Consider the following 26,860-nt stretch of genomic DNA (forward strand, 5'->3'; position numbering starts at 1 on the left):
CTTCTGGCGCCGCCTGTCGCTTGAAAACGAGCAAGATAAAGGTCCTGGCAAAGCCGGTGCCATGTGGGCAGCTTCGCTTCCCTGGCGTAATCTGGATAGTTAGACCAAGTACCTACTCCGCTCCCTGGCTCTTCACCTCAGCTTGAGAGCAACGCCGTGAGATCAGCACGAGAAATCGGCTTGTTGATGTAGGATATGGCCCCCGCCGCGAGGCAGGCCTCTCGAGCCCCTGCAATGTCGCGGCCTGTCATTACGACGATCCGGAGTTGAGGCGCGCGGAGGAGGATTTCCTTGATCAGATCCGCGCCCGTGATGCCTGGAAGGTGCAGGTCGAGCAGCAGAAGCGCCGGGGCCTGAGCTATTTCACTTGCAAGCACTGCCTCACCGTCTCCAAAGACGGTGACATCGAATCCCAGGGACCGCACTGCGCGAGAAAGTGCCCGACTCACGGCGGCGTCATCTTCGACAATCAGAGCGGTTGCGGCATGAGTATCCATGGCGAGAGTCTACGAGACTCACGATCAGCCTTACTAGTTGGCCTCAAGGCCTACATCAGGATAGATCGATGCGTTTTGTAACACTGACTCGAACGAGTTCCGCAACGCTGCGCACGCCCATTTTTTTCATGACCCGCGCTCTGTGAACTTTGACAGTTTTCTCAGACAGACCAAGATCATGCGCGATCTGTTTGTTCAGATCTCCAGCGACAACTGCATCCATCACTTCAGCTTCGCGTGGGGTCAGATTCTTCAACCGCTCCTCGTAACGCGCCGCGTCGCGCGAGAAAGATTTGCTCTCGGCGACATGTTCTTTGGCAGCAGCAATGGCCGCAAGAAATTGCTCTGGCTTTACAGGCTTCGTGAGAAAATCAAACGCGCCTTCCTTCATCGCTTGCACACCCATTCCAATATCGCCACGGCCGGTGAGGAATATCACTGGCAAGCTCGGCGCGATCGCTGCGATTCGCTGCTTCAATTCAAAGCCATTCATTTTCGGGAGGTACATGTCGAGTATCGCGCAGGCAGGAGGCTGTGGCGAAAGTTCTATCAGTAACTCCTCGCCGCTTGAATGTGCCCGGACGTCGAGACCCGTGCTTTTCAGCAAGCGACTGAGCGCACGGCGTACGCTGTCATCATCATCCACGATATGAACTCGAAACGTCTCTTGCAGTTCTCGGGTCAAGGCGCAGGCAAGGCCAGCTCAACACAAGCCCCCTCCTTCGTGCTCCGAGTGAAGCGCAACTCGCCGCCATGCGCCTCTGCGATGTTCTGGCTAATTGAAAGCCCCAGTCCCATCCCTTGTGACTTTGATGTCGCGAATGGCTTGAAAGGGTCATCGGTCAGCGCATCAGGCAAGCCCGGACCATTGTCGGACACGGTCAGCAAGCGCCGGCTATTCATATCTAGGCCCGTCGTGATGATCATCTTCCGCGTCTGTTGATCCGCCATCGCGTCGGCGGCGTTAAGAACGAGATTGAGAAGCACCTGCTGCAACTGTTGCACATCTGCTTCCACGATGAGTATTTCGCGCGACAAGCGCAACTGCACGTCCACTCCACGAGCGACCATTTCGTTCGAGATGAGCCGCATGGTCGAGCGCGCGACATCATTTAGATCCGCGCGTTCCAAACCACCGCTATCATTGGCCATGAGACGCCGAAGATTGACTATGATATCTGCTGCGCGCCTGTCATCCTCCGCAATATCTAGAAGCACCTCGCCGACCTCGATCAGATCGGGCTGTGCTTGCGCGAGGAGCGCTGCGCCTGCCTCGGCATTCGCGAGTATGGATGTAAGGGGTTGGTTCAGCTCATGTGCGATAGCTCCGGAAAGTTCCCCAAGTTGAGCGATACGAGACAGTCTGGCCATCTCAATTCTGCGCTTTATGAGCTCCTCGCTGCTTCTCCGGCGACGGCGCTCCAAGGCGATGAGCGCTGCGATGGTGCTCGACTGAAGCAGAATGATCGCAATGGCCGCAAGAATTTGTGGTCCATACCGCTCCCAAACGCTCGGATCGTAAAAGAGAAGCTGACTACCCGCCGGCCGCCTCTCAGGGTCCAGATCAAAGCGCTTGAGCTCTCGCCAGTCCAGAACAGCCGACACCGGCACCAGAACACCCGACTCTGCCGCGGAGGGATCGTCCAAAATCTTCAATGCCTGTTCCGCAATCGCAGCGCCAGTGGCTTCGAAGGTTGAGAAACTGCCCCCTGCGACCCCGCGACCGATGTTGGAACTATAGACACCGTAAGTGGGCGCCCCCGAAACTTCCGAGATGGCCGCCAAGGCATCTGCGGGCACGAACCTTCGGCCGTCTGCATCCTCGAAGATGGTCAACACCAAGAGAATGTCCGAAGGATGAAGAGCGGCCGCACGGGCCTTGAACCCCTCTAGCGTCAGACCCGAGACCATTTCAACGCTCGGCTGCGAGACATCCGCCAGTTCCTCGACAGCAAATGACCGCCATCTCTCATCGAAAGCGGCGGATCCAGTGAAGACCACAGCGCGCGTCGCTTCGGGTTGCATTTGACGCGCTAGTTCAAATGTCCCGCGCAAATCAAATATTGAAATGACGCCAGACAGACCTTCGATTTCGGAATACTGTTTCAAAGTTGCATCTTGAACACCTCCAAACACAAGAGGAGCGCTAGGTGCTATTGAACGCCTTAACTCTATGCCCAAGCGAAGCGCTTCGGGGCCCACTGTTACAATGACGTCGAAGCTTTGATCTCGATATTTGGCAACCATGGATTCAAGAAAAGTCCGCTCGTCGGCGTTTGTTGGAAACCTCTGCGCGTCCCGGTACTCTCCATATATCTCGTATCTTGGCTTCCTTTCGGCAGACGAAAACACCGACGCAAATCCGGTTTCAACCGCAACGTTTGCGGCGAGCGTGCTAGATCCAGAGTAGATGGCTAGAATTCTTAGCTGTTTCGTCGAGGGCTCCTCTTGCGCCAAGACTGGAGAACAAGTCACCGATACAACCAGAATAAAACACGCGCCGGCCTGAGAGCACCGCGACGCAAGAGCCTTAAATTTTCGTCCGAGTTTGCGCAGTGTCTTTTCCCCCGCGCGGCAGCTAAAGACCAAAACTACGAAAAATACACACACGGCGAACCAGAAATTCTCGCCTTATCACTAACTTACACTGATCACCGCCAGCATGATGGTTTCCGTTGGCGGGTCAAGCCCCCGCAATCCAAACGTTTCACTTGCACGAAACCTGATGCGGCCCCACCATTGCTGGACCTTCCGCATCGAGGTCTCATGCTTTCCGGGTTTTCCGAAGGCGCCGCGCAAACCTATCTTGCACGGGGTCTCACCACCAAGTTGATAATAGAAGCAGCGGCACAAGAGCCTGCCCCAGACTTTGTTCTGGAGGCGTTCTCGAAGAAAACCGGACGAAACCTGATCGCGCTCGGCAGAGTGGCAGCGCGTCTCCGGCGGCACCCAGGTTGCATCTATGCCAGAGCTGAAGAACACGAAAAAAGGTTGTTTCTCAGCCTCGTTGTTCGATGTGCGAGTCGTGACTCTCGGCTGAAGTATGTCGCCGCAGCGGATGGCTTCGAGCAGGACTTGTTACGCTACATCCACAGGACAGTGGAAATATCAAACGGACAGGCGACAAATTCTATCCTCGTATTGACCCGACATTCGATCCAGAGATGGATCGAGCGTCGGGGTGCAGGCGATCCACGCGTCGAATTACTGCGCAAGATTGATCACTCGGTCCTCCTGGCGCTCACAAGCTGTGATCTTTTCACACAAGCGCTCCACATTTCTCGCTACGAACTGCGTGACAGAAAAGGTCAATCTGCGAGGTTTGGCGTCCCGGATCGCAACGGTGGAATCTGGGTATCCGCGCTCTCCGGTTTTTCGCACAAATCCACCTCGGGACAGAAAAAAGGTAAATTGCAACACGGCGCTCTGGTGTCATTCTTGACCTACTTGGGCGCGAGCCAATTGAGCGATGAGCAGGGAACCTATAGGGATCACGTACTAGAGTTCGGCCTTTTATCGGCCGCGCGCAATTACCCAAATCAATTTCTTCCGAAAGACGAGAGATAATATCCTGACGGAGCACTCGCGATAGCGCGAAGATCGCTTTTCCAGAAGGCATCGACCCCGAGAGATGGTTATCAGGAGGTTTCGTCGTATGACGGCGCTTTGCTGTTGACCGGCGGCGTCCTCGAAAATGATCTCCACACCGGGTGGAGGTCCGCCTCCCGGCGCATTGATCTGCGCAACTGTTATGCCATCGACCTCCAGCTCACCTGTTGCGACGGCGTAGTCGCCTCGGTCCACAACATCTTCTGCGGCGCCCAAACGCACCAGGATCGACAGATCGATCGTGTCTTCGCTCGGCGTATAGTCGGTGATTACGTCGGCGACCGTCAGGTCGCCGAGCAAAAACATATCTGCTCCCGTACCTCCGGTGAGAGTATCTGCCCCGAGCCCACCGGACAGGGTGTCTGCGAAGGAGGACCCAACAAAGACATAGTTCTCCGTACCGTCGTCCACCGCGATCTCGGTCGCTGCCCTAGGAATTCTCTCTATCGTTATCACACAGGAAAGGGAGCAACACTAAGCATTGCCCCCTTCTATTATTTACTGTTTCGGAGTGAAGGAGCCGGCTTCCTGCCGCTGCGGATATTCTTCAAAGGTTGACATGAAATCGGCGACAAGGCCTCCGACTGGCCCGAATGCCCACATGCGACGAAGTTGCCATTCGTCGTAGTGCGACGAGTCAATCGGTGCCATCTCGAAGGGGTCTGCCTTCAAATCGATGAGCAAAGGAGCCTTGAGCTGGGTTTGTGGTCGACGCCAAGCATCCATACCTTCATGTTCCTGAATGCTGAAGTGCGCTTTGAAGCGGCCGTAGCGAACAGCGCCCAAGCTGCCGTCATCGACGAACGCGAAGAAGTTCTGACGCGGCCACTCTCCTGCGTCTTCTGCGCCCGTTAGATTAGGGAGAAGGTTGTAACCATCGATGTGAACATTGAAGGTCTTGTCGCCAGCAGCATATCCGTCAAGAAGCTTCTGTTTGATGTCAGGCTCACCCACGGCCGCGAGAAGTGTTGGGAACATATCTTCAAGAGAAAGGATCTCATTGCTCACCTGACCGGGTTCGATTTGGCCTGGCCATTTAATCATGAATGGCACACGGATGCCGCCTTCCCAAGTGGTTGCTTTCTCGCCGCGAAAAGGTGACGTGCCGCCATCGGGCCAAGTGAACTTTTCGGCACCATTGTCGGTAGTGTAAATAACAATAGTGTTGTCCGCTGCGCCGAGTTCGTCGAGCTTGTCGAGCAGCGTCCCGACCATGCCATCGTGCTCGGTCATGCCATCAGCGTAGACACCGAGTCCTGTTGCCCCTTCACTTTCCTCCTTGAGATGCGTGAAAATGTGCATGCGAGTAGTATTGTACCACACGAACCAGGGTGTATCGCTTTCCTCTTGGCGCTCGATGAAGTCCATAGCAGCGGTGAGGAACTCCTCATCTACGGTTTCCATGCGCTTCGAATTTAGGGGACCGGTGTCTTCTACTTGGCCATCTGCCGTCGCCTTGAGAACGCCGCGCGGACCATACTGCTCTCTGAACTCCGGATCCTGCGGGTAATCGGAATTTTCGGGCTCTTCTTCAGCGTTGAGGTGGTAAAGGTTTCCGAAGAACTCGTCGAATCCATGATTGGTTGGCAGATACTCGTCACGGTCACCAAGGTGGTTCTTGCCGAATTGGCCGGTAGCGTAGCCGAGCGGCTTCAGCATCTCCGCAATGGTAGGGTCTTCAGGTTGCAGACCAAGGGGATCGCCCGGCATGCCGATTTTGAGAAGACCCGTTCGCTTTGGTGACTGCCCTGTGATGAACGCGGCCCGGCCGGCAGTACAGCTTTGCTGCCCGTAAGCGTCAGTGAAACGCATACCGTCTTCGGCGATACTATCGATGTTAGGGGTCGAATACCCCATCATTCCATTGTTGTATGCGCTGGTATTAAACCACCCAATGTCGTCCCCCATGATGACTAGAATATTGGGTTTCGTGTCGTCCTGCGCCACTGCCATCGAGGCGGAAATCAGCGTTGCAACAACTGCACAAGAAAATCGGTCCATCGAATCGACTCCAGATTGATCGAAGTGCTTGAACGTTATCGGTTTACGCAGCAGAAAAATGGGTAAACTTTCCCATTCTAGGTTGGAAAATGAGAAATTTTACACAGGTCTTTGCGCGCACGGGTTGGCTCTCGCGTACGCCGGCGCAATTCAGACGCGCTCTGCTGTCGCGCGTCGACGTGATTAGTTTGGCAAAGAACGAGTCCGTCTACCGTGTCGAAGACCCTACGGGAGGCATTTATGGGGTCGCGAGCGGCGCAGTTGAACTCCACCTTCCAAACTTGCGCGACGACAGGTCTTTGTGCCACGTGGCCGGCACAGGGTACTGGTTTGGCGATCTCTCGGCTGTTTCAGGAAAACCGCGCATGTTCGAAGTTCGCGCAAGAGATGACACGGCCTTGGTGCGGCTCACCCGCGCCGAAATGGGGCGGCTGATGGAAGATATTCCCGAAGGTTGGAGGTATCTCTCTTTGATGTTGGCTGACAACCTTGCTTTGGCACTGCGTTGCATCGAGGCAATGAAAGCAGAAGATCCAGCGATGCGCATCAGAGGCATATTGCAAAACCTAGTCGCTGATCTGGGAGGCGATCACCGTACGGTTGATCTGGCCCAAGACGACATCGCAGCCATAGCAGGCCTATCTCGTAAGTCGACAAACGCTGCACTCAAGAAGTTGAGTGCCGCCGGGGACATCACAGTAGCATACCGATCGGTACGCCTAAATGTCTGATTTTTGCTCTCTGCTATACGCACCGGTACCCGGCTCTGCCCCAGTGTGCGCGTCGCTAATGATCAGGCTGCCCCTCCCTGCCCCCGCGCCTGAGTTCAGAGGGTCGCAACTTGTTGCTGCCCGGCAGCGTCTTCGAAAATGATCTCCACACTGGATGGAAGACCGCCTCCCGGCGCATTGATCTGCGCAACTTTGATGCCATCGACCTCCAGCTCACCTGTGGCGGCGGCGTAGTCAACTCGGTCCTCAACATCTTCTGCGGCGCCCAAACGCACCAAGATCGATAGATCGATCGTGTCTTCGCCCTGCGAATAGTCGGTGATTACGTCGGCGACCGTCAGGTCGCCGAGCGAGAACACATCTGCTCCCGTGCCTCCCGTGAGTGTATCTGCCCCGAGCCCACCAGACAGGGTGTCTGCGAAGGCGGACCCGATAAGGACATCGTTTCCCGTTCCGCCGTCCACCGCGAATCCGGTCGTTGCCCCGCTCAGATCGATCAGGTCGTCACCGCCCAAAAGGGTGAAGCCTGCGATGTCGGTATAGGGGCGCGCCAGGTCCACGATCACTGCGTCATCGCCATTGGTCCCCTTTGCGCTGTCTGTTCCCCCGCTCTGCCCCGTGACCTCCGACAGGATGTCGCGGCCGTCCGCATCCGAGCTGCCTGTGGCGACCATTTGCAGTGTATCGATGTTGAGTACCGCGCTGGCTGACGCAGAGGCGCTGGGTGTGCCGTCATCCACGATGTCGAAGCGCAACACCGGAGAGCCGGCATACCCGGCCGGGACACTGACCTCGATATCGCCCTCAGCGTTCAGCGACAGGCTGACATCCGGATCATCGCTTTTAGGGTTGGAGAGTGCGAAACGGTCGCCTTCTGCGTCCGATGTTCCGGTCAGAAGGTCCGTGGCCGCAATCGTGTAGCCTGCCTGTCCGAAAATATCGAAACTCTGCTCGGGCCCCGGAACCGGTGCCGAGTTCAGCTCGACCTCGAAGCTTTGTGGCACGGACGATCCGTGGTTTGTGGAGACCGTGATCAGCCCGTCAAGCGCCGTCGCCGTGCCTGCAGGCAAAGTTACGGAAAGCGCTGCGACCATCGCCGCAAACGTCGCTGTATCTGTGGTGCCGCGCGTATAGGTCAGCGTATCGCGCGCAGCATTGAAGGTGCCCGCAGACGCGCTCACGCCTGCCGGCAAGGTGCGTCCGAAGGCCACGACAACTTCTTCAAGCGTCTCCCACGTGTTTGATATCGGGTCTGGTAGGATCTCGGCCTCGATACCAAACTCTACGACGACCGCTGCACCGGTTTCGGCAATCGGGATCGAGCTCTGGGCGGTGACCTCGAGGTCCAGCTCCCCATTCACCGTGATCTCGAAACCGCCCGCCTCGCTGCCACCTTCATTGGTCGTGACCGAGATCGTGCCGGTGATCGGCGTCCCATTGCTGGCGAAATTGGCGGGTAAGCTGATTTCGAGCGTCTGGAACTCCGCAAGGCTCCCTTCGAATGCAAGTATGCCGCCGGTCGCAGATGCCATACGCGCGCCGCTCGTCCAGCTTGTTCCGTCGGGGACGCCGGTGAGCGTGTAAGTGACACTGTTAACTTCTTCCGAGCCATCCAAATCCGTGACCTCGATGGTGACGTCGTTGGTCGGGACATAGACAAGTGCAGCATCGGTTTCCTGAAGTTGCACCGACGGGGTGTCGACGGTCACTTGAAGGTCGGGTGCGGGTTCGATCGTCAATTCGAGCTGAAGCGGCTCGGACTCCTCGGTGTCGAGGTAGATTGCGCCTGCGTCCGTAGAGTCGATGCTCACAGCGACCACGGAAAGAGAAACACCGCCCCCGAAATCTGCGGGAGGCACATAGGTGACGATCCCGTCAGGCAGAAGGACCACCCCCGGCCCGCCGGCGCCGGCGGCAGGGATGGTCACTACGCCGTCTTCAGGCTCCAGCGCGACTCCATCGAGCAGGATTTCGCCAAGTGGGGTGCCGTTCTGATCTACCGGCAAGGTGATCCGGAACTCCATTTGCTCGTGCGGATCCGGGGTCGTGCCGCCAAGCGTGATACGATAGCTCTGCCCGTCGTCCTCGAAGCCAGTTTCCGGCGCAATCTGACCGTCGAGCCCCGGAATGTCGGCGTCGGGGCGAACGCGCACAATAAAGTCTCTGCTCGCCGTGTTGGTATCGGCGTTCGAAAGTTCAAGCGTCTGGATGGTGATGGTAACCGGAAACTCGGCAGGAATGCCGTTGATACTGTCCGGCGTTCTCGCGTGGTCAGGATCGAGTGAGAAATAGACGCTGGAGTAGGCAGTTTGCGAGATCGTGTAGGTGCCGTCACCGTTGTCGATGAACCCGCTGCCACTTGGTCCGGTCACTGTCAGGCCTGGCGCATTGCTGAGATCGAGGACGATCGACGTCGTCTCCGACCCGTCCTGATCCGGCGTTTGCGGCTGCACGATCTCAAAGGGCGGAAACGGGATATCCTCGATGATCGTGAGCACGGGGACCGACTGGCCGACATCAAGATAAGGCAGTCCCGTGTCGGGATCGAGCACCGAATCTTCCAGCGTGAACACCGGAATATCCGCGACTGCGTTGATAAGGACGGTGCGGTTCACCGCGTTTGTCTTGGTGGAGCCGTCGATGTCCTCGGTTGTTGCGGCCACCCTGATCTGAATGCTGTCGCCGCCAAAATTTTCCGTGGCGTTCATGTAGAGCCCGTCCAGATCATCCGGTGAGACCGCAAAGACGGCTCCTGAGGCAAAGACTTCCGTGCCATCAGCAAGAAAGAGTCGCGCGCCGTCCACGCCGCCGCCGATGAGGCGTATCTGGACATCACCCACAAGCCGCTCACCGCCGTCTATCTCGCCGATCTCGATGCCGAGCGCATAGGAGGTGTCTTCGTCGAACGCCGCGGCGCCTGTCAGGGTGATATCGGGACCATCCGCGATGGGCGTGATATTGATGTCGAAAGCGCCCGTCGTCGACTGGGTCGTTCGACAGTTCACATTGATCAGCTCGGTCGAGAACGTCAGCTGATCGAGGCTGTCGTAGGGATCGTCAGCGCCCAGCGTCTCGTCGGGATCAAACGGGTTCTCCGGACTCGATTGGTGTTCCGGGGGCGTGAACAAGATGCTCCCTGCGGTCATCGTCGGGTCGCCCGGATCAACGCCCAGCTTGCCGAGATCGACCACCCATTTGCCCGATGCCGGGTCGATAAAGACGGCGCCGGAAGGATCGCTGCTGAGCGTAGCTCCTGCGGGCAAGTCGATGGCCAACGTGAAGCTGCCAACCACGCCGTTCGGCAGGTTCACCAGATCATCGATGCTGTCGTAAAAGCCAGGTACGGCCTCCACTCTTATCTGGAACGCAATTTCGGTGTCTTCATCCCCGCTGCCGACCAAAGACAGGGTCGGGGTTGGCAGCTTCTGATTGTCCCCACACGGCAGGTCTTCACCGCCCGAGACCGGCAGTACGATGATCGTGAAATCGGTGGTGACGACAGCGCCGCCCGGAAGACTGTCCAGATATGTGAGGTTCGCATCCGCGTCTGGCCCCGGCAATGTGCCGATCTCCTGATCGTCCTCAAGAACGATCGCATGTAGTTGCATCTCGTGGTAAGTCACCTCGGTCACCGAGCCGGACACAAACTCGAGCTCGGCGAGCCGATCGCCTGGAACCAGGTAAGTCTCGCCTGTCTCATCTACCGGCGTTCCGCCGACGAAGAGTGTGCCGGGCTGCACGCCGGTGATGAAATAGTAGATCGTCTCGGAGCCGTCATAGTTGCCCGACGCGTCGGTGATCTCGGTCATCTGCCCGGCAAGCGGCGTCGCGGCATCAAATTCGCTGCCAGCCGATACATTGCCATAACCGTTACGCACCGCTGCCTCGGAAAGGGTCTGCTCGAGCCTGAACACCGAGTTTGCGTAGCCCGCATATCCGTAGATCAGCTCATAGCGGTAGCCGCCACCTGCCCTATAGCTCTCGTCCACCTCTGCTTCGGCAATCGTCGGGTTCGCGGGATCGGCAGGGTCGGACATCTGTACTTCGACGATCGGCACGTCGGCGATGCCCTGAACGCTGATGGTCACCGTGCCTGTCGCTTGAAGCGTCTCGGTCGGCTCGATGGTTTCGTAATAAACAATGGTCACGTCGAACTGCAGCGTCTCGTTGCTGTCCTGCCCCGGCAGAACCCAGAGGTTCTGCGCCTCCGAAGGAGACAGAACCAATTGCCCAGCTGTCGGAAAAAGCTCGGTGCCCCCCGCTGCTGGATCCCCGGCAAAGAAACGCGGAGATCGTCCGAAGGTATCGACCGGAATGTTCTCGAGCCGAACGACATTGTAGATCGCCTCGGGAGATCCGGGCGAGTTGTTGGAATTGTCGATGATGTTCCCGTCGATGACCACCTGCACAGCAGTGTCTTCGCGCGTCTCGGCAGCTTCAGATGGATCGCCGCCATCCGCCACCGGCTCAACTCGGATCGAAACCGAGGAGTTCGTAACGCGGGTGGTGCCGTCGTCTTCCGTAGTCACGACGTCGACAGAAGCCGCGACATCCCCGGCGAAATGGGTGGGAATGCCACGTATTTCGACATCAGACCACTGGATAACGCCATTTTCGTAATTCGCCTCGAGGCTCCAGGTGTTCAGACCCGGCGGGCTGTTGAGCGCGGTGATAAGCGCAGGAACCTTTGGACCAGTGGGGTTCTCGGTGTCTGGAACATAAACCGTCATGAAGCTGGGCACGTTGCGCAGCACCAGCGCGGTGATCTGCTCGGAGCCATCCTGATCGCGCAGCTCGGGCACGATCTCGAAGGCAAAGACCCCGCCTGCGTCGTCGATCTCCTGCTCGTTGCCCACGATCGGGAACGAGATGATCGCGAAGTTGTTCACTGGATCGACATCCACATCTAGCGTGACGTCAGCGCCCTGAGAATCTTCGGTGGCTGTGTTCGTGTCGCGGGAAGTCAGCTCAATTCTCAGGTCTTCCCCGAAGAACGCCCCTGCCGCCGAGTAAGGATCGCCCTCAATCCGATCCACGTCATAGTCTTCATAAAGGGTGGGCAACAACTCAAGCGAGGCATTGAATTCGGTAACGTCGGGCACGAAACTGACAGTCAACGTCCCCATGACGTTGTCGTAGATCGCACTTTCAACCTTGGCCCACTCACCATCGCCGAGAGGTGACGTGCCATCAGTTCCGAAGAACGCCCCGCGATCCACGACGCCGCCACCTCCGACATGACCCGCGATCCAATCGGTCGGGATGTTGCGGATGAAGAGCGTTTCAAGCTCCTCAGAGCCGTCGGTGTCCGGAGTCGCGGCGTCGACTGAGACAAAGAGCTGGACCTGCCCGTCAGCGGGGTTGCTTTCGCCCGCGGGGCTGGACCCATCGTCGGTGCTTTCAAGCAGGGTCAGGACGTCGGCAACGGTGACCGATCCGCCGTCGGCGCTGCCAGAAATCATCTGAGCCGATCCGGTGCCGACCTCGCCAGCGCGAAGAACGAAGGCCGCCGCGTTGAGCACCGCCTCCGCAACCGGAGCGACGGTCTGGGTGAAACTGAATTGCTGCTGCGCGGTGTTGTCGCCGAGGTCGTATTCCTGACCCGAGAGGTTGAGTTCAGCCCACTCCAACGTCCCGTCAAGGCTTAGAACGCCGCTGAAGTGCTGCGGGAACGTGACTGACAGCCCCGCAAGGGCATCAGTGAACTGCGCGGTCGTGACACCAGCCACGGGCAGAATTGTGATGGTCGCGGTCGTGTCCGAAAGAGGCGTGAGCGAGATGTCGAGATACCCTGCGAAGGCCGGATCCGAATAGGCCACGCCAAGGTCCCGGGAGACGTCGAAATCATCCGAGGCCGTCGCGACCGAAAGATCGAATGAGAGCGACGTGAAGGCTTCGGAGCCATCGGTGTCGGTGAGGCCGATACCGTTCAAATTCAGCGAGACGATCCGCTCCCCCGCGGTGTTCTCCTGGGCCGAACTGTCGCCGGATGCATTGGTGATCGGGTCGACGACCGCATCGACATCGACATCGACCACGCCCGAGGCACTGGCGGTGTCGGTCGTCAGCCCGCTGGCCACATCCCGGGCGGTGACCGTCGCGACAAGATCAGCGCCGAGTGCCGGCAACCCGTCCACGTCGGTGTCGTCATTCGCCAAGGACGTAACGAGGATCGCGCCTTCAAAACTGGTCATCCCAGGGGCCAGTGAAAGGGTCAGCGTCGTGCCGGAGAGATTTGCCGAGGTAATGCTGGTCGTGTCGCCGCTAAGCAGGTCCAAGGGAATGTCGCCACTCGGCAGCCAGCCCGCGGGAATGTTCTCGACGACAATCTGGGTCAGGTCTTCCGACCCATCGGTATCCGGCGTCGAGGCCGCAATGCGCAGCGCGAACTGGGTGTCTTCCTTGACGACATATGCCCCGCTTGCATCCTGCGTCACCTCCGGTGAGGCGAGGTCGACGGAGAGATCGATCACGGGTTCCGCGACCGGCTCGATGTTGACGGCGAAAGTCTCGGTGGTGGCGCCGCCTTCATTCGTCTGCACCGATACGGTGACCTCGATGATCCCGGAAAAATGCGGCGGGAGTCCAGTGAGCGTGAGCGCCTGAAGCTGCGCGGCGGACAAGCCCGCAATCTGGTCACTGGGTCCGGTCAGCGCAAAGTTGGTGCTGCCGTCGCTGATCACTGTGCTGTCCGCAGGAAGACCTGAGAAGCTGACGTCGATCTGCTGCAGCGTTTCCGAGCCATCTATGTCGGTGATCTCCACATCGAGACCAAGCGCGATGCTCCGCCCCTGCCCCACCGGGGGTGGCCCGACGTAGTCTTCCTGCTGAGTGATGTCCGCAGCCTCAATGACCACATCGGCTTCTGGCGCAACCGTGATCGCGATAGGCTCGCCCTGCAGTCCCCCCTCGTCTGTGCTGAAGGTCACATTGCCGGTGATCGGACCGTTCGTTCCCTGCCCTGCCCCCCGGCTCTCGGTCGAAAAGTCATCGGGCAGGCGCAAGATGACCGCGCGATATTCCTCGATCGTCGCAAAGGTTCCACTGTATCCACTGCCCGCGAGGGCGGTGAAGCTCAGGCCTCCATCCGTAGAGATCAGCGTGCCATCCGGGAGGTTCGAGAGCGTGAGAACAATGCTGTCGACCACTTCCGAGCCGTCAATGTCGCTGACGGACGCGTCCCAGGCGTTGCTCAGCAGAACATCGCGTGGGGCCTGAGAGGACGCGTCTTCGTCCCGATTCCCGGGAGCGTCGTTCTCGGTCTGGACAATCACACCGTTGCCGGCGAGCACAAGGTCCTCTTCGGCGGCGACCGTGACATCCAGCCTGCCAAGCGCAAAGCCAGACTCGTCCGTGCTTGCGCCGACCAGCGCAAAAAACTCCGCCGGCGGGTTCTCCGTAGAGAAATCTTGCGGCAATTCAATGACGAGAGCTGCGTATTGCTCCAAGGCCGTCTGCCCCGAATCGCCCGTCAGCACCAGCGTGTCCGAGCTTGCAACATTGAAACTGGTCCCGCCATCGAGCGAGATACGCATGCCTTCTGGAAGGATGTTGAAGACGACGGTTATTCGCGTAACGCTCTCCGAGCCATCCACGTCGGTTGCCACTGGCACGACTTCGTCCGCCGGGCGGAAGGTGACCGTTCCGTCGGTCTCCGCAAGTGCGAGTGTCCCGTTCGGAACCTCGACATCTCCCTCAGCCTCGACAGTGATCGGCACAACCACCGCATCCTCGGACGTGGGCTCAACGCCAAAGGTCGCGACAGGCGACGTCGCAGGGTTCTCGGTCGAGTAGTCGCGAGGGAAGACCATGACGAGATCTTCGGCCTCGGCGACCGTAAGGGGTGCAGCTGGTGTCCACGTAAAGGTGCCATCAGGGGCAAGCGTGCCGACCGGGGTTCCGCCCTGCAGAAGCTGGAAGTTGCTCGCGGGATCAGCGCCATCGTAGTGCAGGCCGGTGATCGTGACAGAGGTGATCCCGGTCACCGCAGGATTGCCACCATCGGCACTGTCGATATCCAGACTGTCGCCAATCCTGACCTGCAGGATATCGTCCGTCTCGCGGGATATGATCACCCCGCCGATAACATCAGGGGTTGGTGTGATCTCGACGGTTTGCCGCGCAATTTCTGTCCCCTCGGGCGTCTGCACAAAGACGACGGTCCCGAAACTGCCGTTGTAGTTGCCCGGCAGAGACACTGACAGGGCGTTGACCTCCGCTACTGTGCCCGACCAGAGGTTCGTAGCCGGATCATAGACACCGCCATTGACCATGCTGCCGTCTGGCAGGCCGAGGAACAGCACGCGCACCGTGGGCGCAAAGGGGGTGTCGGGATCCTCGATCTCCGAGCCGTCGGCGTCATCGATCGAGAGCGCGATCTGCAGATCGACGCTCACCCCGCCAGAGCCGTCCACCGCGCCCCCGTCTTCCTGATCCGTGATTGTGGCCGGCGCCGCGAGCTCGATATCCTCGCGGGCCGCGACATGCAGCTCGCGCTCCGCCTGCGCCCAGCCATCCGTGGGATCGGCATCGGGACCGGCGGCGGCGCCAGCAGCGATATCCTCGCCGGTCTGCGCCGAGAGCCGGAATGTCAGAGGAAGAGCTGCATCAGGCGGCACCCCGCCGATATCGATACGGTTCTCGGTTGAGAAATCCTCGGGAAGCATGAAAGAGATGGTCTCATAGGCCGCCGCGATGTCCGTGACTGGACCTTCTTCGAGCGTGATCGTCATGGTCACTGAACCGTCGGCGGCCCTCGCGAACGCGACAACTGCGCCTGGATCGACCGAAAGCTGCAGATAGCTTGGGTCGATCGGATCGATGAGCGGAGCGCCGGCCGCATCAGTCGCGGGCAGGCCCTCGACGACGAGAACCAGCGTCTGGAGCGCCTCGGACCCATCCGCATCTGTCGCAAGCGCGACCAGCAGGTCGGCGGGCCGGATGGGCGCGGCATCGTCTTCAAGCCGATCCGCGAAAGCCATGCTGGCGTTGATCCCGACGTCCCCCTCCGGCGAAATCGTGAGCGTGACATTTTCGGTCTGCCCAAGGCTGTCCTCGTTCGAGGCAACGCTCAGAGCGCCCGTGATCGGACCTCCAGGCAGCGGACTCTGGGTCGAGTAATCTGCCGGGAACCCGAGGGTGAGGGCGGCATATTGCGCGTATGTGCCCTGAAAGGTGAACCCTCCTCCGGCAGTCTCATCGTAGGACACCATACCGCCGAGCGGCGTTGCGATCTGCACGTCCGAAGGAAGACCCGACAAAATAAGCGTAACGGTATCGATGACCTCGCTGCCGTCTGCATCAGAAATGCTCGCCTGCCAAGCCTCGGCCGGGCGAAGGATAACCGCGGCATCGGTTTCCGCGCCAACCAGATCCGTCACGTCAAAATCGATGTCGCCAGTTGGAGTGGCGATGATGGAGAGCCCAGTTTCGACGCTCCCTTCGGGGCTGACTGCCCGAACGGTCGCAGTGATCGGCGCGCCCGCCTCCGTCGAGAAGTCTCCCGGAAGCAGCAGGCTGACCACTTCAGCCTCAGCCATGCTCCCGCGCCATACGCCCGTTGACGGATCGTAACTGCCCTGCGTGAAGCTCGCTCCGAGTGGCAGCCCCTCAAACTGAATCTCGACGGTCGTGCTGTCCTCTGACCCATCCAGGTCGGAAGCAGTGACACTGATCCCGAGATCGATTGTCACCCCGCCGCCATCGGGACCGTCCCCATCCTCCTGCACGGCGATTGCGCTCTGCGCGACGCTCAGGTCCACGTCGAGCTCATATCCAATCTCGATGGTTCGCTGACGGGTCATTTCACCATCGCCCAGCCTATCCGTGCCGGGATCCTGGTCCTCGTCGGTGCGTGCCGACAGCCGGAACGTCAGCGGCAGGGATGTCGCCCCAGCGTTCGTGCTGGAAAAGTCGCTCCTGTTGGCCGTGGAGAAATCTTGGGGGAGCGTGAAACTGATCTGATTGTAGGCGGCCGCTACGTCGCCGACACTGGCCGCGTCGAGCGTGAGCGTCATTGTGACCGTGCCATCTCCGGCAAGCGCGAACTCCGCTACGCCACCGCCATCGTTCAGCAAAAGATAAGACCCATCGACCGGAGGAAGCGGATCGAGTGGAGCGCCGCTCTGGTCCGTCGCCGGCAGCCCTGCGATGGTCAGGACAAGCTGCTCCAGAGATTCCGAGCCGTCTGCATCGGACGCAAAGGCTTCGATGACATCCCCGGCGCGGATGACTGTCACCTCATCCGTCTCGACGGGCGCCACAAAGGGCTTGGTGTTGTCGATCCGCACGTCCCCTTCCGGCGTCACCGTCAGGCTGAGGGGGGGCCGGCGGTGGCAGCGCCTTCGGTCGATACCGCTGAGAGTGTGCCAGTGATGGGACCTTCTGTGCGCTGCCCCGGTCCCCGGCTCTCGGTGGAGAAATCAGCCGGAAAGACGAACGCGAGCTCGGTGTACTGCGCTGCCGTGCCCGTGAAGACCAATGCCCCGCCAGATACCACATCGTAGGTGAGCGTGTCGGTCGGCACGTTCAGCACCGTCACGCCCGGTGGCATGTCCTCCAGCGTCAGAGTGATGGTCTGAAGCTCTTCGCGTGGAAGGTTCGTGTCGAAATCGCTGATCTCGACCCGCCAGACGTCCGAAGGGCTCAGGCGCACCGGCCGGTCGGTCTCGGAGAGCGCCGCGTCTTCGATGCCGAAATCGATGTCCGGAGCGGGCGTGATCTCGATGATCTGGTCGCCCAGCACCACACCTTCCGGACTACGCGCCTCGATTTCCAGAGACACCGTGCCCGAGTAGTCGCCCGGCAGCCGCAGGCTGAGGGCCTCCGCCTCTGCCTCACTGCCCTGCCAGATCCCTGTTGCCGGATCGTACCGGTCCGTCAGGTCGGTGCTGCCGTTTAGAAACACCGTCCCTGCGGGCAAGGTCTCGAAGCGGATCGTCACCGTGATGTCGTCTTCCGAACCGTCGATATCGTTCGCCGCGATGTCTATGCCGAGAGCGACCTCGACACCTGTCCCGTCGCCAGCGAGGCCGTCTTCGATTCTATTCAAGGACGCTGGCACATCGAGCGTGAGATCCGCTTCGGCTGCAATGTCCACCACGCGCTCCGCAATCGCGAACCCGTCATCTGCGGTCTCAATCCGCAGGTCCGCCTCTTCATCGGTAAGGCCGATGAGCCGCAGTGTCAGCGGCAGCGAAGTTCCAGCCGAAAGATCGCTGCGGTTTTCCGTCGAGAAGTCCGCCGGCAGCTCAAATTCAAGGGCAGAATAGGCTTGCAAGACATCGCCGACCTGTGCCTGCGTCAGCAAGATATATGCGGTGACGGTTCCATTCGGCAGGCTGTCGAGCAGCGACTGCGCGCCTGTTGGCAACGCAAGGCCGAGCGATGCGAGGGTCGATCCTCCTGGCAAGCCTTCGATCACAAGCATGGTACCCACAAGGCTTTCGGAACCGTCGAGGTCGGTGATCTCGGGAAGCATAAGCTCAGAGGGGGACACCCGGGTTGGCGCGTCCGTCTCATCCGCAACCGTATCAGGCAGATCTCGGATCACGAGATCTCCTTCGGGCGTGATCCGGAGCGATATTGGAACATTCTGCCCGCCGGTCGGGTCTTCGCTCGAAGTGGCGCTGATCGTGCCTGTCAGTGCGCCACTTGCTCCGGAGAGCGGACTCTCGGTGGAATAATCTGCGGGGAAGGTAAGGGTCAAAGAGGCGTATTGTTCGGCCGTTCCCGAAAAGGTTAGCGTGCCACCTGTCACGGCGTCGTAGGTGATAGCACCGGTCGGAACTCCTGCCATGATCACGCCCGGCGGCAGCCCCTCGAGTGTGAAGGTCACGCTCTGCAGGGCTTCAGACGGCTCCCCAGGATCGTCATCAGAAATTGACGCGTTCCATGCCGAGGACGGGATCACGACCACTGGCGCGTCGGTCTCTGCCGCAACCAGTTCTTTGACGTCAAAGTCGACGTCTCCTGTCGGGGAGATGCGGATCGTTTGACTGGTCTCGGTTGCCCCCTCCGGGCCGATGGCCCGAATGACCGAGGTGATCGTCCCCGAGTAGTCGCCGGGAAGCGTCAGGACCAGCGCATTCGCCTCGGCCATGGTCCCGGCCCAAAGGCCGATGCCTGCGTCGAAACTGCCGCCATTGAAATAGGCGAATGGCGGCACCCCCGAGTATTGGATCTCGACGATGGTGCTGTCCTCTGACCCATCCACATCGGTGGCCGCAACGCTGATCCCGAGCGCAAGACGCACGCCAGATTCATCCCCGCCCCAGCTGTCCTCTTCGGCTTCGATCAGTGCCGGCGCGGAGAGATCAACGTCGAGCTCATAGGCAAGGGTCACGCCAAAATCGCCGGTGACCACACCCCCCTCGTCCGTGAGCGCTGTGACAGTGCCGATGATCGCGGTTGCGGGGTTCGCGGTTGAGAAATCCGTCGGCAGTCTCACCACCAGTTTCGCGTAATCCCCCGGTGACCCGGAGAATGCAAAGGGCTCGTCCTGTTCGGAAAAGGACACGCCGCCATCTCGCGAAATCAGCGTCCCCGCGGGAAGGCCGATGAGCTCCAACGACACGGTGGTGACGCTTTCCGAACCATCAGCGTCAGTCGCTCCCGGCACCAGTGCGTCGATGGGGCGAAAATCGACCGGGCCATCCGTCTCGGCCAGCTCCAGCACCCCCGGCCCATCCATCGCGACGTCGCCTTCGACCGAAAGCCCGATGGTGAAGTCAGAGCTGACATCGTCGCCAAAGCGCGAGGTGACATGGAACGTTCCCTGAAGCGCGCCCGGCTCGAAGTCCGAGCGGCTGTCTGTTGAGAAATCCGCCGGCAACGTGATCAGGAGCGCGCCGATCTGCGAGGCCGATCCGGTCGCCTCGAACACGAGCAGCCCGTTCTCCGCCAGCGTGAACGTGCCGAAGCTGGCGCTCGTGCCGACCGGCAGGTCAACGATCCTGGCACTTACGAAAGCCGAGCTTGTGTCGCCATTCCCGACCTCGGAGGTCAGCGTGAAATAGTCCCCCAGCCTGAAGGTCACCGGCTCATCGGTCTCGGCGAGCCGAACGTCCGACGTCTCAAGGGGGACAATCTCGAAGCCCCTCGTCCCTTCGCGACCGCCGTAGCGGTCTTCGAAACGCTCAGGTTCGGGATAAGCGACCGGCAGCAGGAGCGGATTGAAGGCGAGGCCGAAAAGCGGATCAAGGACGCGTAGCGTGAGCTCGAGGCCACTGCCGGGGGACCCGTCCGTGACCTGGCGTCCGAGGGAAATGGTGCCGTTCCAGGTCTCGGCGGGTTGGGCAATGTCGAGCAACGCCACCGACTCCACGCTTTGCCCATCGGAGACAAGGGTGAAGTCATGATCCGTCGCCTCGAGAAGCACGATCAGTGTTCCGTCAGTCAGGACCAGGATCAGTGCATTGTCGAGCACGAGCACCCTTGCTACCTCGATCCCGGCAGGGATGCTCAAGGCGTCCTGAGCCTCGGTATTGAGGAATGTTACGCCGTCAATGGCGAGACCAGCCCGCCCGGCGTCGAGCACCTGACGAAGCTTATCAACCAGCGTCGCGCCTGCCACATTCGGCGAGAATACGAGATCCCCATCGGCCATGAATTCGCTCCTCGTCAATACCATCCCCCCATAGACGGGGGCAAAGAACCGCTTCTGAAGATCCTCGATGCTGCCCCGGAAACGCGGGGGCGCGATGTTCAGTCCGATCAAGGTCATACCCGTGCTTACGCACGGCTTAGTTTGCCTGCAGCGCCACCTTCATCCTGGCGAAGTTGCATAGACACCTTTGCGCATATTCGACCTTACGCACGGCATCGTCCCTGAATCCCAACGCCGTTCCGCAATCCTCTCGGGCCGCGCCCGCCATTTGGTACGCCGGGCCGTTCACTCCAGATTGGCGAAGCTGCTCGTAGGCACCCGCGGCTTCGGCCAACCGTGACCTGAGGTCCTGCGCGAGTTCGGCGCCAACCGAGGCCTCTGTCAGTCCGAGATCACGCCAGCTTCGGCAGGCCGCGAAAATATCATCGAGCGTAACGGTGACCCGGCGGTTGCGCCTCTCGGGGCCGGCGACGGCGACCAGCAGCTCGTTCTTACCGCGGCTCGCCACCGTGCCGATCCGGGAAACTGGCACGCCTTCGGCGATCAGAGCTTCCTGCACTGCACGAGCCCGCGCGAGACCGAGCTGCTGGTTATACCCTTGGCTGCCCACCGCATCGGTGAACCCGACCACGACCGTCGGCTTGTAACTTGGGCTCGACAAAAGGCGTCTGGCAATCTCCTTGATCTCTGCCCGCGCAGACGGATCAAGCACCGAGGAGTTGAACCTGAAGTTGACCGTGCCGATGTCCTGCGCCCGCAGCGGCAACACGAAAGCAAGAGAGGCGAGGAGGCACAGCACGAAAGTTCGGATGCTCATGGGCTTACATTTCCTTTGGAATCCCTTCACAAGGTGTCGTTGGGTAAACCTTTTTGCAACTCTCTTCTCGGTTGAGCGCAAATAAACACGTAGTTGCACGCGCAACGGTTGATTTGAGGGATTTTTCCGGGTCAGGTTTTCATGACTATTTCAGCGGAGAGGTTCGAAATCTTGCTTAACCGCCCTATCGCGCTCAGCCTTATTGCGTTTCTGTCGCTTACATCTCAGGCTCAGGCCTTCGAAGTTCGGCAGGCCATAGTCTATGTTCTGGAGAGCAATCCAGATATTCAGGCTGCGGAATACAACAAGCAGGCCCGTGAATTCGAACTCGGGCAGGCCCGCTCATTTCGAGCTCCGAAATTTTCACTCAATGGATGGGCCGGCAGCAGCCGAGACCTTGGAGAAAACAGCAGCGGCACCGGCGATTACGTCGATGGCTACGAGCTCAATGCCGAGGTCTCTCAGCGGCTTTTCGACGGCTATTGGACGCGGTCCGAGATCGAGCACCAGGCTTACCGAGTGGACGCGGCGGCCCTGCGGGTGCTCGAACGCTCGGAATTTCTGGGACTCGAAGCGACGCGGCTCTACGCCGATGTGCTGCGGATGCGCGAGCAAGTCAGCGTCGCGCAGTCCAACCTTGCCTACCACCGCGACGCCGTTGCTCGCCTTCAGCGCGCTTTTGACAACGACGTCGTCAGTGCCAGCGACCTGTTGCAAGGCGAGGAACGCTTGCTGACCGCCGAGGACATCTTGCTAGAGTTTGAGCTCGATCTCGCGGACACTGAAGCATTCTTCGTCGAAGTGGTGGGCGTCGAGCCGACCAGCTTGAGTTCGGTGCCTTCAGTCTCAAGCGCCGTCGCCCCGTCTTTTGATCGTGCTCTCGCGACCGCGCGCGCGCGCAACCCAACCATCCGCTTTTCGCAGGCAGACGTCGGGGCATCCGAAGCCCTTTCGCGACGCGCGCAAAGCAACCGCTTCCCGACCCTCGATCTGGTCATGGGCGGCCGCTACGGCGAGGATGTCGACGGCGTCACCGGAGAGGTGAACGATCTCTCGGTGGGCTTGCGGTTCAATTACGAATTCCAGGGCACTTCCAACCGATCAGAGCGGGAGGCAAACGCGCGCCGTGTAAACGAAAGCCGCGCACGCCTGCTATCGCAGACCCGGCTGGTCGAACGTGAGATGCGGCAGAGCTGGAACGCCAGAGAGCAGGTACGTAAGCGCGTTTCGGTCCTGAGCTCGCGGGTCAATGAGTTGCAAGACCTGCGCCAGACCTACGAGACCGAGTTCGGCATCGGCGCGCGGTCGCTTCTGGACGTGCTGAACACCCAGAATGCCTATGTGCGTGCCCGAGCCGAACTCATCAACGCGCGCTCGCTCAGCACCTACATCGACTATCGCGTGCTCGCCGCGTCGGGGGTGTTGTTGGCAACACTTGGCATCGAGCCTCCCGAAGACGCCAAGCCATATGCGCGCGACCAGGTCGGCGCGCCACCGGTCGCCGCCGCGGAGACCCAAGACCGCTTCGACGCGCAATCGTTCAGCGATTGGCGCAAGTCCATCGGCAGGTGATCCTCGAAGGGAGGCAAGGAGAGGGCATGTCAGAACCAGCCGAAACCTCCCAGGCCAGCGGACCACGGCTTCGCATTGCCCCAAGAGTTGCGCAATCGGAGCCAACCGGAAGCGCCCCTCCGGAATGGCAGTTCCCCCGGCCCGAAGGCGACCCGCTCGCAGCCTGCCTGCTCGACGCAATGCGCCATTTAGGGCGGGATCTATCGCTGGAAACACTGCGCAGCGGACTGCCGCTGCCGCCCGATGGAGCACTGTCGCCGGAATTGGCGCTGCGCGCGGCGGACACGCAAGGCTTCGACGCGATGATGGTCAGCCGAAGGCAACTCGACTCATTGCCGAACGAGGTTTTGCCAGCCATCCTTTTCCTGGCGTCGCGCGAGGCCTGTCTGTTGCTGGGGCGGCAGGACGATGGGTGCGCCCTGGTGTTCTGGCCCAGCCGAGGCGAGGAGAGGCAGCCCATTGCGCTTACGGAATTGCAGGAAGCATATGTCGGGCACGCGCTCCTGCTGCGTCAGCGCAGCGAGACCTCCCATACCTCAGAAAGAGCGGAGACGGCACGACACTGGTTCTGGGGCGCGGCTCGGGCAAATTGGCCCGACTATCTGCAGGTTGTCCTGGCCTCCGGCGCAGTCAACCTCCTCGCCCTCGCGGTGCCGCTTTTTACCATGAATGTCTATGATCGGGTGTTTCCAAACGCGGCGCTGACGACGCTCTGGTCGCTTGTGGCGGGGGTGGCGATCGCGCTTCTCCTCGACGCCGGGCTGAAATGGCTGCGTGCCGGCATCGTGGACGCGGCCGGCAAACGGCTCGACCTGACGGTTTCTGCAGCTCTGTTCCGCCACATATCCGGGCTACGGCTAGAAGCGATGGACCGATCCTCAGGTGCGCTGATGAACGCGCTGAAGGATTTCGAGCAGGTCCGCGACTTCTTCGGTTCTCAAACCGTCGCCTCATTCACCGACCTGGTCTTCAGCATACTTTTCCTGGTCGTGATCTTTTACATCGGCGGTCCGCTTGTCCTGCCGCCAGCAATCGCCTTGGCTGCCATCCTGCTTATCGGTCTGGCGATCCTCATCCCTTTGCGTCAGGCCGCCAACTGGGCGCGGCACAGCAGCGGTGTCAAGAACGCCGTTGCCGTTGAAGCCATCACAGCGCTCGAGACGCTCAAGGCGACTACCGGTCACGGCCGCATGCAGGGCCGTTGGGAACGTCAAGTCCTGGAGAGCGCCACAGCGCAGGAGGGCAGCCGGACGCTCGCGACCTTGGCAACCACCTCGACCGCCTTTATTCAGCAGTGCTCATCCATCGGCATTGTCATTATCGGGGTCTACATGGCCCTTGAAGGGCATATCACCATGGGCGCGGTGATTGCAGCGGTGATCCTCTCGGGCCGAGCGCTTGCGCCCAGTGGCGCCCTCTCCAGTCTGTTCCTGCGCGGTAGCTACGCCATGGCCACCCTGCGTAGCCTCGACTCGCTTATGTGCCTCGAGTTTGATGCCTTGCCGCGCCTGTCCACGGTTAATGCCTCCAATCTGCATGGCGCGCTGACGCTTGAGGCCGCCACTCTGCGGTATCCGGCGGCGCCGCTGGACGCGCTCGACGCCATCACGCTCGAAATTCCGGACGGCGCACATATCGGCGTGCTTGGGTCCGTCGGCGCTGGCAAGAGCAGTCTCGTGCGCCTGATGTCGGGGCTCTATCGCCCGACGGGCGGACTGGTCTGCCTTGGCGGCATCAATTTGCAGCAAATCGACAGCGCCCAGCTTCGAGCCATGATCCAATTGGTTCCCCAGGACGCCGTTCTCTTTTCCGGAACTCTGGCTGAGAATATCGCCTTCGGAGTGCCGGGTGCGCGCGACAGTGACGTCCTGAGCGCCGCCCGGGAGGCTGGTGCGGATCGGATTGCCGCGCAGCACCCAGATGGCTTCGCCATGCGCATCTCCGAGCGCGGCAGCAACCTCTCAGGGGGGCAGCGCCAGTTGGTTGCGCTGGCGCGTGCACTGCTGATGCGCCCCAAGATCCTGGTACTGGACGAGCCGACCTCTGCCATGGATCAGGCCAGCGAACAGCTTTTCGTCGAGCGCCTTAGAACTGTACTGGACCGACGCCCGATGACCCTCATCGTCTCGACCCACCGCATGGGACTTCTTGCGCTGACCGACAGGCTGATTGTGCTCGATCAGGGTAAACTCGTTCAGGATGGACCCAAGAGCGAGGTTTTGGACAGGCTTGCTGGCGGGGCACGGTCATGAGTGCGGACCGAAGCTGGCAACTCCAAGACTTCGCGCCCGGGGCGGCGGCCGCGCGCCTCCATCGTCCCTCGCGCGTGCTAACCTTCGCGTTGCTGCTTGTTCTCATCCTGGCCGGCAGCGGCATCTCGTGGGCCGCCTTCGCCCATATCGAAGAGGTCGCCCGCGCGCCCGGACGTGTCGTGCCATCAGGCCGCGCACGGATCGTTGAAAGCCTGGACGGCGGCATCGTGCGGGAAATTCATGTCGCCGAGGGGAGCAAGGTCACGCGGGGCGACATCCTCGTGCGGATCGACGATACAGCAAGCTCTTCGAGCCTCGGCGAGCTTCAGGCTCAGCGCAATGCGCTTGCCGCCCGCAGCCTCATGCTCGAGTCCGAGGCGCGCGGCGCCGTGGAGCTCGACTTTGGCCTCTCCGGGCTCGATCCGGATTCTGCGCTTGCCTTGCGTGAAACCGCGCTGCTTGCCAGCAGGCGTGCCGCCTACATGGGCCAGCGTGCCGTTCTGCAAGCACAAGTGGATCAGGCGAGCCAGGAGATCAGCAAGCTGCAAACTGCCATTGAGCGCAATGCCGAAGGGCTCGCACTTCTGGACGAGGAGATCAATCTTAAGGCCAGCTCCGGTGTCGTCCCGCGGGCGCAGATGCTTCCGCTCGAACGCGAAGAATCCGGGCTGCTGCAGGCGCGCGATGGGCAAACAGTCGCCCTCGTGCAAGCCCGTGCAGCCCTGCGCGAGGGCGAGGCGCGTCTCGAAGAGGTTGCGCTGAACCGCCGTGCCGAAGTCACCGCCGAGAGGGCAGAAACCCGGAACCAGCTCGAGGTTATCGACGAATCCATCCGCCGCGCGACGGACGCCGTTGCTCGCGCGAACCTTCGCGCGCCGGTAGATGGCATCGTCACCGAGCTCAATGTCAATACAGTCGACGAGGTCATCAAACCCGACGAGGAAGTGCTGCGGATTGTCCCGGCTGGCGATACGCTTCAAGTTGAAGCGCGCCTACGTCCCGAAGATGTGGCCTTCGTGCGGCCGGGCCTCGAAGCACGCGTCAAGCTCACCTCCTTCGACTTCACCATCTACGGTGCCCTCGACGGGACCGTAGAGCGCATCGGAGCCGACGCGATGACCGACGAGGCGAGTGGGGAAATCTACTTCCCGGTGATCGTCGAGACCGCGACGTCGACATTGAGCCGCGGCAGTCAGACCCTTGAGATCAAGCCGGGCATGGTTGCCTCTGTTGATATCCTGACGGGCGAACGAACTGTGCTCGACTACCTGCTGAAACCGTTGCGCAAGGCCCAAGCTGAAGCGCTGCGCGAGCGCTGACCAGATGCTGAAACTCCAGTCCCGAAGTTCACGAAGTGAAGCGTCAGTATATGATGCGCGGCAAGATAACCGATTTCGACCACTGGTGAAATCTGCTGATTGGTCGCGGCGATGCCAAATGCATCGATTGATATACTGGCTTGGAGGGGCGGGCCCGAGGCGCAGCAAACCTCGGCTGCGCCTCGCTGTATTTTGGATCCGTGAGTGGCGTTTCCATCAAACAACATAAAGCTGCAACTTTCCCGGTCAATACAACTTTCAAGTACTAGAAATACTAGGTGAAATGGCGCGCGCCAGTGGGCGAAACGATCACGCCTAGCATGAAAGGTTCCATCAAGAAGCGTAGGCCTTATTCAGCCCATCAGCAGCATCTGAAGTCGAAACCCTCTGCCCGGCCCCTAGTCGAACCCCCGGTAGTTTTCCCAAGAGCGCAACCTGCTCATCAAGTTTTGAGGA

13 protein-coding genes are annotated in these 26,860 nt (G+C 60.3%); 5 read left to right on the forward strand and 8 right to left on the reverse strand.

The genetic code is table 11. The features are described 5' to 3' along the window. Window positions 1-137 precede the first annotated feature (137 nt). Genes ACXAD2_RS06955 through ACXAD2_RS06965 form a run of 3 tightly spaced genes read right to left on the reverse strand, consistent with a single transcriptional unit; the run spans window position 138 to window position 2,606 of the window. Window positions 138-497 (reverse strand): response regulator, encoded by a 360-nt coding sequence (locus ACXAD2_RS06955; protein WP_475168577.1) that lies wholly within the window; start codon window positions 495-497, stop codon window positions 138-140. A 55-nt stretch (window positions 498-552) separates the two neighbouring features. Beyond that, the gene (locus tag ACXAD2_RS06960) at window positions 553-1,143 is read right to left on the reverse strand and encodes a response regulator transcription factor (protein WP_475168580.1); all 591 of its coding nucleotides are present in this window, start codon (window positions 1,141-1,143) and stop codon (window positions 553-555) included. A 35-nt stretch (window positions 1,144-1,178) separates the two neighbouring features. Then, complete coding sequence (locus tag ACXAD2_RS06965) at window positions 1,179-2,606, reverse strand: ATP-binding protein (RefSeq protein WP_475168583.1); 1,428 nt, start codon at window positions 2,604-2,606, stop codon at window positions 1,179-1,181. 339 nt (window positions 2,607-2,945) lie between these two features. On the opposite strand from ACXAD2_RS06965, the gene ACXAD2_RS06970 reads away from it, so the two are divergent. Then, window positions 2,946-4,064 (forward strand): hypothetical protein, encoded by a 1,119-nt coding sequence (locus ACXAD2_RS06970; RefSeq protein ID WP_475168585.1) that lies wholly within the window; start codon window positions 2,946-2,948, stop codon window positions 4,062-4,064. Here the strand turns inward: ACXAD2_RS06970 and ACXAD2_RS06975 are convergent. Both ACXAD2_RS06975 and ACXAD2_RS06980 read right to left on the reverse strand, forming a co-directional pair. Continuing rightward, the gene (locus ACXAD2_RS06975; RefSeq protein WP_475168588.1) at window positions 4,011-4,517 is read right to left on the reverse strand and encodes a hypothetical protein; all 507 of its coding nucleotides are present in this window, start codon (window positions 4,515-4,517) and stop codon (window positions 4,011-4,013) included. The two genes, ACXAD2_RS06970 and ACXAD2_RS06975, sit on opposite strands and share 54 nt — an antisense overlap. Before the next feature lie 87 nt (window positions 4,518-4,604). Then, on the reverse strand, window positions 4,605-6,107 hold the full coding sequence (locus ACXAD2_RS06980; protein WP_475168590.1) for an arylsulfatase: 1,503 nt from the start codon (window positions 6,105-6,107) through the stop codon (window positions 4,605-4,607). A gap of 89 nt (window positions 6,108-6,196) precedes the next feature. Here ACXAD2_RS06980 and ACXAD2_RS06985 point away from each other — a divergent pair, with 89 nt between their 5' ends. Then, window positions 6,197-6,838: a Crp/Fnr family transcriptional regulator gene (locus tag ACXAD2_RS06985; protein WP_475168591.1), complete on the forward strand. Its 642-nt coding sequence runs from the start codon at window positions 6,197-6,199 to the stop codon at window positions 6,836-6,838. Window positions 6,839-6,933: 95 nt separating this feature from the next. On the opposite strand, the gene ACXAD2_RS06990 is transcribed toward ACXAD2_RS06985, so the two are convergent. Genes ACXAD2_RS06990 through ACXAD2_RS07000 form a run of 3 tightly spaced genes read right to left on the reverse strand, consistent with a single transcriptional unit; the run spans window position 6,934 to window position 21,261 of the window. Beyond that, window positions 6,934-17,127: a hypothetical protein gene (locus tag ACXAD2_RS06990; RefSeq protein WP_475168593.1), complete on the reverse strand. Its 10,194-nt coding sequence runs from the start codon at window positions 17,125-17,127 to the stop codon at window positions 6,934-6,936. A gap of 20 nt (window positions 17,128-17,147) precedes the next feature. Beyond that, window positions 17,148-20,561, reverse strand: coding sequence for a hypothetical protein (locus ACXAD2_RS06995; protein WP_475168594.1), 3,414 nt, complete (start codon window positions 20,559-20,561; stop codon window positions 17,148-17,150). A gap of 19 nt (window positions 20,562-20,580) precedes the next feature. Continuing rightward, window positions 20,581-21,261: an OmpA family protein gene (locus tag ACXAD2_RS07000; protein ID WP_475168598.1), complete on the reverse strand. Its 681-nt coding sequence runs from the start codon at window positions 21,259-21,261 to the stop codon at window positions 20,581-20,583. 141 nt (window positions 21,262-21,402) lie between these two features. Between ACXAD2_RS07000 and ACXAD2_RS07005 the strand changes: the two genes are divergently transcribed. Genes ACXAD2_RS07005 through ACXAD2_RS07015 form a run of 3 tightly spaced genes read left to right on the forward strand, consistent with a single transcriptional unit; the run spans window position 21,403 to window position 26,404 of the window. Beyond that, window positions 21,403-22,833, forward strand: coding sequence for a TolC family protein (locus tag ACXAD2_RS07005; RefSeq protein WP_475168599.1), 1,431 nt, complete (start codon window positions 21,403-21,405; stop codon window positions 22,831-22,833). Between the two features lie 26 nt (window positions 22,834-22,859). Beyond that, window positions 22,860-25,085: a type I secretion system permease/ATPase gene (locus ACXAD2_RS07010; protein WP_475168601.1), complete on the forward strand. Its 2,226-nt coding sequence runs from the start codon at window positions 22,860-22,862 to the stop codon at window positions 25,083-25,085. Then, complete coding sequence (locus ACXAD2_RS07015) at window positions 25,082-26,404, forward strand: HlyD family type I secretion periplasmic adaptor subunit (RefSeq protein WP_475168604.1); 1,323 nt, start codon at window positions 25,082-25,084, stop codon at window positions 26,402-26,404. The genes ACXAD2_RS07010 and ACXAD2_RS07015 overlap by 4 nt, the downstream gene beginning before the upstream one ends. Window positions 26,405-26,860: the final 456 nt, after the last annotated feature.

This window comes from Salipiger sp. ABN3_019, from assembly GCF_056158605.1.